This is a genomic window from Myxococcus sp. CA023 (genome assembly GCF_010998615.1).
In the GTDB taxonomy this organism is placed as follows: domain Bacteria; phylum Myxococcota; class Myxococcia; order Myxococcales; family Myxococcaceae; genus Myxococcus.
Map to the genome: position 1 here is coordinate 87,568 of NZ_JAAEAH010000025.1, position 11,994 is coordinate 99,561.

Here is an 11,994-nt window from a genome sequence, read left to right on the forward strand (position 1 = left end):
GAGGATTCTCACGGGGTCTCCTCTTCGCTCTTGTACTGCTGAATCCATGTCCATCATTGGGGAGGACGAAGGAGTCGATGGGCACGCCGTTCTTCCGGACCGTCTCGACGAGCGCGTCCGTTCTGTCCTTGGGAACGCGCGGCTCATTGGCGCCTGTCCCAGTTCAGCGTCTCCACCTGCTCGCGCTTCCCGGTGGCGAGCACGTGGCGCGCCACGCGGATGAACTCGGAGCCTTCGTTGGTGAGCACGTACGCCCTTCGAACGTCAGCGCCGGGTCGTCTTCTTGCGCGTGGTCCACGCCGCCGCCTCGCCCCCCCTTGCGGCCCCGGAGGATGCGCGCGTTGATGCGTGAGCGTGCCTTTCCGTTGAGCATGGATTCCACAGCCAATGAGTCACCCGTGACACAGTGACTCAAGATTTCACCCCGCAGGGGCGGCCAACGCACTGCGACACAGAGGCTCACGACGCAAAACAACGCACCGCGTCGTAAGCCCTTGGCGCAATACAGCAGGAACATGCGACAACTGGCATCACCCGTTTTGCCGATAATGCAGGAGGCGCCTTGATTCTGGTCTGTGATTGGCCTACGCGTTGATTCGCGGGTCAATCCGCAGTGGACCCGTCCCCCGAACAGGAGCCCCTCCTCATGCGAAACGCTGTCCGGACACTGGTTCTGGCTGTCGCGACACTTGGCTTGTGGGCGCACCCCGCGCTCGCGAATACCCAAACGCAGACCCGCTATCCCATCGTGCTGGCGCACGGCATGGCGGGCTTCGACTCGCTGTTTGGCGTCTACGACTACTTCTACGGCATCGGTTCCGACCTGCGCTCGGGCGGGGCGACGGTGTACGTGACGAGCGTTCCGCAGTTCAACACCACGGAGCAGCGTGGCGAGGCGCTGCTGGCGCAGGTGAAGGACATCGTCGCGCGCTCGGGCAAGGGCAAGGTGAACCTCATTGGCCACAGCCACGGCGGCCTGGACGTGCGCTACGTGGCGGCGGTGCGCCCGGACCTGGTGGCGTCCGTGACGACGGTGGGCTCTCCGCATAAGGGCGCGGACCTGGCCGACTACCTGCGCGGCAACCTCCGGGGCGGCTCCTTCACGGAGAGCGTGCTGGCCTACTTCGCCAACAACCTGGGCACCGTCCTGGGGCTGCTGTCGGGGAAGACGAACCCGCAGGATGCCATTGGCGCGCTGGCGGCGCTCAGCAAGTCTGGCACGGCGGCGTTCAACCAGAAGTACCCGGCGGGAATCCCCTCCAGCAGCTGTGGCCAGGGCGCCGCGACGGGCACGCAGGGCCAGCGCTACTACTCCTGGTCCGGCACGGACCCCTTCACCAACCTGCTCGACGTGTCCGACTACCCGATGAAGCTGAGCGCGTTCTTCTACAGCGAGGCGAACGACGGCCTGGTCGGCAGGTGCAGCTCGCACTTCGGCACGGTGCTGCGTGACAACTACGACATGAACCACCTGGACGAGGTGAACCAGGTGCTGGGCCTCACCGCCTTCTTCACCAACCCGAAGACGGTGTTCCGCAACCATGCCAACCGCCTGAAGGGGCTCGGCCTCTAGTCGGCCGCGCGCGAAGGACCGCCATGAAGAACCGCGCCGTCATCCCCGTAGCCGCGTTGTGCGCCCTGCTGGGTGCGGGCGTGTTCTCATGGTGGAAGGCCCGGGCGACGCCCACGCCGCCCGGGCCCGCTGTCGCCGCTGTCTCACCGCCGGTGCCCTCCGCGCCGCGCGTGGATACACCGGCGCCGCAACGTGCCGTGCCCACCGCGTCGCCCGCGGACACCACGTCCGCCGCGCCCGCCCTGCCCCCCATGCCGGGCTCGCTCCAGGACACGGAGGAGGATGGCTCGGTGCAGGTGGATGCGTCGGGTCACTTGGTGGTGTCGGCGGACCTGCGGCGCCTGTTCGACTACTACCTTTCCGCGATGGGCGAGGAAGGGCTGCCCGTCATCCGCGAGCGCATCCTTGCCTCGCTGCGGGCCAAGAATCTGTCAGCCGCGGCGATGGAGGAAGCCGTGCGCGTGCTGGATGACTACCTGGCGTATCGCGACGCGGCGCGCACCTTCGCGGCGAACCAGCGGGGCGCGGAGCTGGACGTGGGCGCGCGGCTGGAGTCCCTGCGCGAGCTGCGCCGCGAGCACCTGGGCCCCTGGGCGGAGGGACTCTTCGGTGACGAGGAGCGGGTGGACGCGGTGTCTGTGGAGCGGATGAAGCTCCAGCAGGACACCACGCTGTCGCCCGAGGAGCGCGAACGCCGCATCGCCGCGCTGGAGGAACAACTCCCCGCTGAGTACCGCGCCAGCCGAGACGAGGCGCTGCGCCCCCTGCGGCAGCAGGCGGTAGAGCGGGAGCTGGTGGAATCCGGTGCGTCGGCCGAGGACCTGCGCCAGCACCGGCTGGCCACCGTGGGCGCGGAGGCCACCGAGCGGCTGGAGGCCATGGACCGCGAGGAGGCCGAGTGGAAGCGGCGGCTGGCGGAGTTCCGCTCCCGCCGGGAGGCGCTGGGCCAGTCCGAGCCGAACCCCGCCGCGCGTCAGGCCGCCGTGCAGCGGCTGCTGTTCGACTCCTTCACCCCGGAGGAGCGCTTGCGGGTGGAGGCCCTGGACGCCATCGACGCGGCGTCCGGAGCCCCCTGAGCCTCACAGCGCCGAGGTGTGAGCAGGCGGGTGCTCACTTCCCAGGGAAGGTGTCGTACTCCACGAGGCCCGGAGTGATGTCGTAGTAGTCCCCCTTGCTGCCCAGGTAGATGTGCGCCTTCTCGCGGATGCCGGTGGGCGACTCCAACGTCCCGGCGCAAATCGACATCTTCGCGGAAGGCGCTTCATCGAACAGCACACTGGAACCGCACTCGACGCAGAAGCCGCGCCGCACCGTGGGCGAGACGGTGTGCCATTTGAGACCGTGCGCCTCCGTGAGCCGGAAGCCATCCCGGTCCACGGCCGCATAGGCCCCGACGTGCCCATGCCATTTGCGACACTTCGAGCAATGGCAGTACGTCACCGCCGTCAGCGGCGCGCTCACCTCATACCGCACCGCTCCGCAAAAGCAGCCACCCGTGTTCTTGTTCATGCGCTCGTTCTACGACACACGCCACCAGCGAGCGCGCGAAATTCATGAGCCGGGTTCAATCGTCATCATCATCGTCATCGTAGTCCCCGCCCAAGAAGCCAGCGGCCCGCTCCGGCGACGGCACGTTGAAGGTGCAGGTCAATTCACTGCCATCCCTGTAACGATAGACGTAGCGGCCCGCGGCCAAGTCATCATTCACCGCGTCCAGGGTCACCGAGCCCGCCACCGGCGCGCCCGTCGTTACGGGAAAGCCCGTCGTCGAGTGTGTCGCCACGCTGGCGAGCCAGTCCACCACCAGCGAGTCCGCCGCCGGCACCAGCCGCTGCCCGTCCTCGTTGGCCAACGCCACCGTCACCGGCCCGCCGCTGACGACAGCCCCATTCACGAGCCGGATGTCCACGCCGAACCTCGTCATACCCGCGGCGCCCTTGGGGTCGTAGCTCAGGTCAATCCAGGTGCCGTGCTGCCCATTCCCGCCGGAGCCATTGCGGATCCACCGGGACATTTCTCCATCGATGGGCCATTTCACACGGGTGCCCAGGAGGGTGCCTTGGCATTCCCCCGTGGCTTCAGTACCGCAAGCCGAGGTGAGCAGGGCGATGGCAATGATTGGAATGACGACACGCATTGAAAATAGAGGCATGGGCGTCATCATAGATGCGACCGCCAGTCCTTCCACAAAGCCCCCCAGCCGACGTCTCCCATCTTGGATGACACATTGCACCATGACGACCGCAAGGGATTGCCTCTCACGGCTTGTCCCCGCCCCCGGGCCGTTCGTCCCCACCGGCGTGCAAGGCATCCCTTTCGCCCGGTAGCCTTTCGCACAATGCACGAGCAGGAAGCCGAAACGCCCACCGAGGTCGCGCCCCTTCCAGTCCAGTCCAGGCCCAGCTCGCCGAAGCCCGGCTCCAGGCGCTCGGCGCGCAGTGGGTGAGTCCGCGCGCGAATCCTGAGATAGTCGTCCCCGCATGAAAATCTGGGTCGATGCCGATGCCTGCCCGGGCCCCGTCCGGGACATCATCCTGCGTGCTGGCCAGCGCGTGAAGGTTCACACCGTCTTCGTGGCCAACCGCGCGCTCTCCCTGCCACGGCTGGCCTATGTCTCCAGCGTGCAGGTGGGCGCGGGCCTCGACGTCGCGGACCAGCACATCGCCCAGCAGGCGCAGCCGGGGGACCTGGCCGTCACCCAGGACATTCCGCTCGCCGCGCTGCTGGTGCCCAAGGGCGTCGTGGTGCTGGACCCGCGCGGAGAGGTCTTCACCGAGGAAAACGTCGCCGAGCGGCTCTCCGTCCGGAACTTCATGCAGGAGCTTCGGGAGAGCGGCGTGACGACCGGAGGCCCGGACGGCTACTCGGCACAGGACCGACAGCAGTTCGCCGCCGCCCTGGACCGCGAGCTGACCCGGCTGGTGAAAGCGGAGCCCAAGTAAAATTCGTCCAATCCCTCCGAGCGCGGCGGAGGCATCATCCTGGCATCCACACCCAGCCGGGAAGGTACTCCATGAACGACAAGAACCCGTCCTCCTCCGCCGCGACGCTCCCCGAGGGCCCCCGCCTCTCCCTGGCCCTGGTGACGAAGGACGCGCCCGCCGCGCTCGACTTCTACACACGGGCCTTCGGCGCCCAGGAGAAGTACCGGCTCACCGAGCCAAGCGGGCGCGTGGGCCACGCGGAGATGGACCTGGGCGGCGTGACGCTGATGCTCGCGGACGAATACCCGGAGTACGACATCCTGAGCCCCCAGAGCCGCGGGGGCACGACATGCTCGCTGAACCTCCGGGTGGATGACGTGGACGCCGCCGCCCAGCGCGCCATCGACGCGGGCGCCACCTTGGAGCGCCCCATCCAGGACGAGTTCTACGGCGATCGCTCGGCGCACCTGAGAGATCCATTCGGCCATCGCTGGGCCCTCAACGCCCGCATCGAGAACGTGTCCCCCGAGGAGATGCAGCGCCGCTTCACGCAGATGTTCCAGGGCTGAGGCTCTGGCCTACGTCCCCAGCGACTTCACGAAGTCCGCGCGCTTCTGCACGGAGTCCTCGTTATCCAGGCTGAAGCTGCGCGCGAGGCTGAAGTCCTCTCGAAGGAACGTGGCTGTGTCATCGGCCAGGGCCTGCACGGCCTTGCGCCGCTTGGGCGCCAGCGGCTCGAAGGTGTGGAACACCACGTCGTCCGCCTTCGGGTCGAACTCCCACAGCCCCACCAGCCGCTCCGCATCCAGCACGGGGCGGACGAAGATGTGGGCGGCCTCGCCCAGGGTGCCACCCTTGGCGGAGCCCCACGTCGGAACCTCGATGCCATGGTGCTTGGGGTCCGTCACCCAGGCGGGCCCGCCATGCGACGAGACATACAGGTCATGCGCGGGCAGCAGGGACACGGACGTGGCCGCGGGGACCTTCTCTCGCAAATCAGCCAGGACGTCCTCGGGCACATAGGCCGCCTCCGAGTACCCTTCCACGGCCACCGGCACCAGCCCCGCCCGCGCCACGGCCGCCTTCGCGTCCCGCTGCGAGAAGGCCGACCACGCCGCGAAGTCCTCCACCGTCGCCGGACCGAACTGGCGGAAGAAGATGGCCGCCAGCCGCGCGTTGCGCTCCTCCGCCGCCGCGGGCACCTTGGCCCCGGTGAAGGGGTTGCGAGCCGTCAGCCGCCAGAGGTAGCGCTCCGTATCCAGCCGCCCGCCCTCGGTGCGGCGCTCCACCTTGCCCTCGAACTCCAGGTGGCGCAGCGCGGGCGGCAGCGTCGAGGACAGGCCCACCTTCTTGCCCACCTCGCCCAGGCTGCGCACCACGCCCGCGGGCATCGCCTTGCGCAGCGCGTCCGTGGACAGCGGCCCCTTGCGCAGCGCCACCAGCGCGGCCTCGGCCACGTCCGCCAGTTCCTTCGCGTCCAGGCCCACCTTCTCGTGCTCGCGGTCGGCCCGCTTGCGGTACGCCTCCTCGGCCACGCGCATCACCAGGGGCACGTGGGCGCGAGGCACCAGGTAGATGCAGCCACGCACCGCGGGAATCACCTGGAGCTGGGACGCCTCCGCCGCCGCGTCCAGGTCCGCCCGCCGCAGCCCCGGCGCTCGGGCCCGCACCGCCAGGTACACGTCCACGCCTCCCAGCGTCCGCACCCAGCCAGTCGCAGCGACCACCTCTTCCAGGCGCCCCTTCAGCGGCTCCGCGAGCCCCTGCGTCCGCAGCCAGTGCGCACGGGCGCGGGCCAGGGTGATGCTCAGAGCGGAATCAGCGGATGCGGCGGCCTTGCGAGCCATGGTGTCTCCTCCTCCGTTCCCTCTAGTGCGATGGGCCCCGGCGCCACCAGGGGCACCGCGTGCGAAACCAGCCTGAACGGAGCGAGAGACTGTAGAGCCAGGAACGCCCGGCCCCGGGTGAACGCGTACACCCCTGGCCGCCCCAGGGCTTCCGGATTACCTGGAGGCCATGCCTACCCTCGTCCTCGTCCGACACGGTCAGTCGCTGTGGAATCAAGAGAACCGCTTCACCGGCCTCGTCGACGTCCCCCTCACCGACCAGGGGCGCCAGGAGGCCCGGCGCGCGGCGGAGGCGCTGAAAGGGATGAAGTTCGACGTCGCCTATACGTCAGCGCTCATCCGGGCGCAGGAGACGCTGTCCATCCTCCTGGACTCGTTGGGACAGCAGGTACCCACCATCCGGGACGCCGCCCTCAACGAGCGCAACTACGGCGACCTGCAGGGACTCAACAAGGCGGACGCCGCGAAGCGTTGGGGGGACGCGCAAATCAAGAAGTGGCGCCGCTCCTTCGACGTGCCGCCCCCCAACGGCGAGTCCCTGGAGATGACGGCGAAGCGCGTGTTGCCCTTCTATGAGCGCGCCATCGCCGGGGACCTGCGACTGGGGAAGAACGTGCTGGTGGTGGCCCACGGCAACTCCAACCGTTCCCTGGTGATGAAGCTAGACAACCTCACGGGGGAGCAGGTGGTGGGGCTGGAGCTGGCCACCGGGGTGCCACTCGTCTACGAGATGTCGCCGGACGGCGAGGTGCTGTCCAAGCGCACCGCGTCCCCCTGACGCAGGTGAAGGCACAGGGGGGCTACCCATCCCCCCTGGAGTCATGGGATACGCACGGCGGCGCGAGGACGGCTCATACCGTTCCAGGGGGAACTTCCGTGGTCCGGAGGCAGGCTGCACGCCCTACCGCGTCCGGTTGAATGTAACCGGCCCCGGCGCGTCAGATGCTTCGAGCACATGAAAGGACGCTCCCCCATGAAGGCCCTGATCACCTCCCTCGCTCTCCTCTTCGCCCTTCCCTCCCTGGATGCCCACGCCCAGGCGGAGATGCGCCGTCCGCACGGTCCGCCGCCGGGCCAGCCCATGCCGCAGCCGCACCATCCGCAGCAGCCCAACTACCCGCCGCAGCACACCGGCAGCCAGGTGGTGGTGGACCGGCGGGAGTTGAACGAGCGCCTGGACCGGCTGGAGAGGCTGCTGAAGGATGCCGAGCAGCGGATGAACCGGCAGGAGCGCAACAAGTTCCGCAACGCCAAGGAGACGCTGAACTCCGTGCAGGACCTGGTGAACAGGGCGCCGCTGCTGGCCACCGTCTTCCCGCCGCCGGCGCCGACGCCGCCCCCGCAGCCGGCGGTGCGGCCCATCTCGGACAGCGAGCTGCGCCGCATCCACTCTTCCATCTCCCTGCAGACCTTCGCCGAGGACAAGATGCGCGTGCTCGTCTCGGCGGCCCAGCACCACTACTTCCTGGTCTCCCAGGTGGGCCAGCTCCTGGGCAACTTCCAGTTCACCCAGGACAAGCTGGCCGTGGTGCGCGAGCTGGAGCCGTACATCCTGGACCCGCAGAACGGCCACATGCTCTACAGCCACTTCTCCTTCTCCAGCGACAAGAAGCGGCTGGAGGACATTCTCTCGCAGCACTGAGCCGCGCGGGCAGACACGTAGACAGCAGGACTCCGGGCGTCGCGGGAAGTGCTCCCGCGGCGCCCGTCGCGCGCTAGAACGAGCACACCGGTCCGCGCGGGAAGAGACGTCCCGCCGGGACGGGCGCGAAGGCGCGCTCCATGGCCTCCGCGGCCTCCGCCAGCGAGCCATGCGACGCCTCGATTCGGGCGAAGCGCGTCCGCATCCGGTCCAGGATTCCCGCGGGTAGCAGCCGCCGCGCCATGGGGAACACCTGTGCCTCCTCCACCCCGGTGTGCCCCCGGTACAACCGCAGCCAGTCGTCGGCCGCGTCGAGCATGCGCGAGGGGTCCGTCTCCCCGCCACGCAGCATCGCCTCCGCCGCGCAGAGCATGGCCACCGCGTGCTCGCTGCCAGTGCCGTGCTCGCCGGACACCTGGGCCAGCAGCCCGGGCGCCAGCGGCAGCCGGTGCGCCACCATCGTCTGGAAGAGCACCATCTCCTTCGCGTGGTGGCTGCCATCAACGAAGGTGAGGAAGAAGTTCGCGGCGCGCAGGAAGAGCGAGGCCGAGACGAACTCCCCATCGCGGCCCTTCGCCACCGACCGCTCCAGGACCTCCAGCACACGCTGGATGTGGCGGTGCTCCTGGTTCAACACGTCCAATGCATCCATGACCGACCCCTTCACACCGTGCGGGAAAAGCGGGGGCGCTCCGTCCCCGCGAGATACGCGTCGAACACCATGGCCACATTGCGGACGAAGAGTCGCCCCATGGGCGTCAGCTCCAGCTGCGAGCCGGTGCGCGTCACCAAGCCGTCGTCCTCGAACGCGCGCAGCCGCTCCAACTCCGGCGCGAAGTAGTCGGCGCCGTCCGGCCCCAAATCCACCCAGAAATTGCACATGAGCCGGGTGATGACCGCTCGGCGGCGCTGGTCGTCCGCTGTCAGCGACAGGCCCCGCTCCGTGGCCAGGCAGCCCTGGGAGACGCGCTCGTAGTAGCGCGGCAGCGCGCGGACGTTCTGCGCATACGCGCCGTCCACGTCGCTGATGCCGGTGCTGCCAATGGCCACCACGTCCGACGCGGCCTTGACGGTGTAGCCCTGGAAGTTGCGGCCCAACCGGCGCTCGGCCTGCGCGCGCGCCAGCTCGTCCTCGGGCACCGCGAAGTGGTCCATGCCGATGGGCCGGTAGCCCGCGGAGACAAAGGCCGCGTAGGCGGAGCGGAACAACTCCAGCTTGGCGCGCCCGCTTGGAATGGCCTCCGCGGGCATGCGTCGCTGGTGCTTCAGCACTTCGGGCATGAACGCGAAGGAGTAGACGGCCAGCCGGTCCGGCCGCATCGACAACACCGTGTCCAGCGTACGGGCCCACCCCACGGCGTCCTGGTGCGGCAGACCGTAGATGAGGTCGAAGTTCACGCCCTTGAAGCCCAGCTTCCGAGCGTGCTCCAGCAGCGCCCGCGTCTCCTCCGGGGACTGGATGCGGTTGGTGACCTCCTGCACGCGCGCGTCGAAGTCCTGCAGGCCCATGGACACGCGGTTGAAGCCCAGGCTCCGAAGCAGCGTGAGCTGGCCGGGCGTCGTCACGGCCGGGTGGATTTCGATGGCCACCTCCGCGTCCGACGCGATGCGGAAGCGACGGGTGAGCGCCGTCCACAGCCGTTCGAGCTGCCGCTCATCCAGGAAGGTGGGCGTACCGCCACCCCAGTGAATCTGGGACAAGGAGCGCCGCCAGCCGAGCCGCTGCACCACCAGGTCCAGCTCCATCTCCAGATGGTCGATGTACTGGTCCGCCGCGGCCCGGTCCCGGCTGATGACGACGTTGCAGCCGCAGTACCAGCAGAGACTGCGGCAGAAGGGCAGGTGCACATAGAGCGACAGCGGCTCGGCGTGCTCCCGGGAGCCTGCATGCTCGAGCCGCTCCACCAGATGCTCCGGACCGAAGTCCTTCCGCCACTCGGGCGCCGTGGGGTAGCTGGTGTAGCGAGGGCCGGAGACGTCGTACCGGCTCAGCAGGGCTTCGGGTGGCGTGGGGACTTCCTGGCGGGGGGGCTCCATCTCACCGCTTCACCATTCCAAGCCTCGTGCCAAGCTCATCCAAGACGGGGATGAGGAGGAAGTCACGCAGGCCTTGCGGCCCCATCCACCCACGGCGCACCCCCTGCGCCGTGGCGCCCCTGACCGGGGGAACCTTGCCCTACCCTCCCGTGGGGGCAGGTCCCAGGAACCGGGCTTCCATGCGCTTCACTTCACCGGAGGCCGAGTCCGCCACCTCGACGGTGAAGTGGAACGGAAGCTCCGTTCCGCTTCGGTCCACGGTGATGAACAGCGGCACGCGGAAGCTCTCCAGCGAGGCGAGCGTCACCTGCGCCTGTGGCACCACCACCTTCGCGGGCACGGGACTGTCCACGCGGATGGTGAGCACCGTCTCGGAGGGGTTCTTGTTCACCAGGTGCAGTTCGAACTGGTTGCGCACCGTGCCCTGCTCGACGACGTAGGGCATGCCCTGGAAGCGCAGCAGGTTCGCCTCGAAGGGCACGCGCCGCACGAGGCTCAGCGTGAGGCCCACCACCGCCACCAGCATCAACGCGCCGTAGATGAACAAGCGGGGCCGGAGCACCCGCCGCGGCTGTCCGTCCAAACCGTTGAGCGAGTCATAGCGGATGAGCCCACGCGGCCGGCCCAGCTTGTCCATGACGCCGTCGCACGCATCCACGCACTGCGCGCACGCAAGGCAGTCCATCTGCAAGCCATTGCGGATGTCGATGCCCGTGGGGCACACCGCCACGCACTTGAAGCAGTCCACGCAGTCGCCACGCGGAGGCGGGGCCGGGACACCCGGAGCGGCCTTGATGAGACGGCCCCGGGGTTCTCCGCGCCGCGTGTCGTAGCCAACGATGAGCGAGTCCCGGTCCTGCATCGCCGACTGGAGGCGGCCATACGGGCACACCACCACGCAGAGCTGCTCACGGAACCACGCGAAGTTGAAGTACAGCGAGCCCGTCACTGCCATGGCCCAGGTAAAGGCCACCGGCGAAGCCACCGGGCCATCGGCCACCATCGCGACGAGCCCTCCCGCCGAAACGAAGAGGCTCAACGCCGCGTGGGAGATGAGCAGCGACACCGCGACGTACGCGCCATGCTTGAGCACCGCCCGCGCCACGCGCACGGGTGTCCACGGCTCCTTCGCGGCCTTCAGCCGGCGCTCCCGGGGCCCATCGAAGAACCGCTCGATGGGGCGATAGAGCGCCTCCAGGAACACCGTCTGGGGACACGCCCAGCCGCACCACACGCGTCCCAGCCACGCGGTGAAGAACAGCAGGCCGAAGCCCACCGACGTCAGCAGGAACAGGACGCGCCAGAAGTCCTGCGCGTTGTACGTGCCACCGAAGAGGTAGAAGCGGCGCGCCGCCACGTCCAGGTGCACCGCCGGGTGGCCCCCCACCTCCACCAGTGGCAGGGCCAGATAGATGGCGATGAGGACCGCGAAGCCCACCCGCCGCCAAGTGATGAACCGGCCGCGCACGTCCGCCGGGTGGAGCGCCAGCCGCGAACCATCCGCGTGGATGGACGTGAGCTGGTCGATGCGCGGGCCATCCCGCTGCGGTGCCGCAGACATGACTGCATCCTCTCCGTGAGCTACGGCTGCTCGGGCTCGCCCTGCGGCTCCTTGCCGCCGGGCGCGTTGGTACCCTTGAGCGTGAGCAGGTAGGCGGTGACGGCCTTGACGCGCTCGGCGCCCAGGGTGCGATCCCACGCGGGCATGCCCTTGGCCACCACGCCGTCCGCCACGACCTTGTGGATGGCCATGGGCCCGCCACCGTGCATCCAGTACGCGTCCGTCAGGTTGGGGCCGATGGAGCCCTGCCCTTGCGCGCCGTGGCAGGCCGCGCAGTTCGCCTGGAACACCTGCTTGCCGCTCTCCAGGGACGCCAGGTCCTTGGCCAGCGCGAGCAGCATGCCGTCAGACGCCGGCGTGTTTCCGGACGCGCGCTTCGCCACCTCCGCGGACTCAGCGGCGTACTCACC

13 protein-coding genes are annotated in these 11,994 nt (G+C 68.9%); 6 read left to right on the top strand and 7 right to left on the bottom strand.

Going from position 1 to position 11,994, the window contains the following annotated elements; genetic code table 11:
* Positions 1-646 precede the first annotated feature (646 nt).
* Together F8M74_RS13470 and F8M74_RS13475 are read left to right on the top strand one after the other, a co-directional pair.
* Positions 647-1,573, top strand: a complete 927-nt coding sequence (locus F8M74_RS13470; RefSeq protein WP_171410263.1) for a triacylglycerol lipase — start codon at positions 647-649, stop codon at positions 1,571-1,573.
* A gap of 23 nt (positions 1,574-1,596) precedes the next feature.
* Complete coding sequence (locus F8M74_RS13475) at positions 1,597-2,649, top strand: lipase secretion chaperone (RefSeq protein ID WP_141255252.1); 1,053 nt, start codon at positions 1,597-1,599, stop codon at positions 2,647-2,649.
* Positions 2,650-2,683: 34 nt separating this feature from the next.
* On the opposite strand, the gene F8M74_RS13480 is transcribed toward F8M74_RS13475, so the two are convergent.
* The gene (locus F8M74_RS13480) at positions 2,684-3,082 is read right to left on the bottom strand and encodes a GFA family protein (protein WP_141255253.1); all 399 of its coding nucleotides are present in this window, start codon (positions 3,080-3,082) and stop codon (positions 2,684-2,686) included.
* A gap of 55 nt (positions 3,083-3,137) precedes the next feature.
* Positions 3,138-3,587 carry a hypothetical protein gene (locus F8M74_RS13485; protein ID WP_228559399.1) on the bottom strand — a complete coding sequence of 150 codons (450 nt, stop codon included), beginning with the start codon at positions 3,585-3,587 and terminating at the stop codon, positions 3,138-3,140.
* Positions 3,588-4,053: 466 nt separating this feature from the next.
* On the opposite strand from F8M74_RS13485, the gene F8M74_RS13490 reads away from it, so the two are divergent.
* Together F8M74_RS13490 and F8M74_RS13495 are read left to right on the top strand one after the other, a co-directional pair.
* Positions 4,054-4,515, top strand: a complete 462-nt coding sequence (locus F8M74_RS13490) for a YaiI/YqxD family protein (RefSeq protein ID WP_141255255.1) — start codon at positions 4,054-4,056, stop codon at positions 4,513-4,515.
* Positions 4,516-4,586: 71 nt separating this feature from the next.
* Positions 4,587-5,066, top strand: coding sequence for a VOC family protein (locus tag F8M74_RS13495; RefSeq protein ID WP_141255256.1), 480 nt, complete (start codon positions 4,587-4,589; stop codon positions 5,064-5,066).
* Between the two features lie 9 nt (positions 5,067-5,075).
* Here the strand turns inward: F8M74_RS13495 and F8M74_RS13500 are convergent, their stop codons facing one another.
* The gene (locus F8M74_RS13500; protein WP_141255257.1) at positions 5,076-6,344 is read right to left on the bottom strand and encodes a crosslink repair DNA glycosylase YcaQ family protein; all 1,269 of its coding nucleotides are present in this window, start codon (positions 6,342-6,344) and stop codon (positions 5,076-5,078) included.
* 169 nt (positions 6,345-6,513) lie between these two features.
* Between F8M74_RS13500 and F8M74_RS13505 the strand changes: the two genes are divergently transcribed.
* Complete coding sequence (locus F8M74_RS13505) at positions 6,514-7,122, top strand: 2,3-diphosphoglycerate-dependent phosphoglycerate mutase (protein ID WP_141255258.1); 609 nt, start codon at positions 6,514-6,516, stop codon at positions 7,120-7,122.
* A gap of 195 nt (positions 7,123-7,317) precedes the next feature.
* Positions 7,318-7,986 (top strand): DUF4476 domain-containing protein, encoded by a 669-nt coding sequence (locus F8M74_RS13510; RefSeq protein ID WP_141255259.1) that lies wholly within the window; start codon positions 7,318-7,320, stop codon positions 7,984-7,986.
* Positions 7,987-8,059: 73 nt separating this feature from the next.
* On the opposite strand, the gene F8M74_RS13515 is transcribed toward F8M74_RS13510, so the two are convergent.
* The 4 genes from F8M74_RS13515 to F8M74_RS13530 form a co-directional block, all read right to left on the bottom strand.
* A complete protein-coding gene (locus F8M74_RS13515) occupies positions 8,060-8,638 on the bottom strand; it encodes a hemerythrin domain-containing protein (RefSeq protein ID WP_171410264.1) in 579 nt (192 codons plus the stop codon).
* 11 nt (positions 8,639-8,649) lie between these two features.
* Positions 8,650-10,023 (bottom strand): oxygen-independent coproporphyrinogen III oxidase, encoded by a 1,374-nt coding sequence (gene hemN / locus F8M74_RS13520; RefSeq protein ID WP_141255261.1) that lies wholly within the window; start codon positions 10,021-10,023, stop codon positions 8,650-8,652.
* A gap of 139 nt (positions 10,024-10,162) precedes the next feature.
* Positions 10,163-11,584: a cytochrome c oxidase accessory protein CcoG gene (gene ccoG / locus F8M74_RS13525; RefSeq protein ID WP_141255262.1), complete on the bottom strand. Its 1,422-nt coding sequence runs from the start codon at positions 11,582-11,584 to the stop codon at positions 10,163-10,165.
* A 20-nt stretch (positions 11,585-11,604) separates the two neighbouring features.
* Positions 11,605-11,994 (bottom strand): c-type cytochrome (locus F8M74_RS13530; protein ID WP_163884424.1); only part of this gene is annotated, 390 nt, incomplete at its 5' end.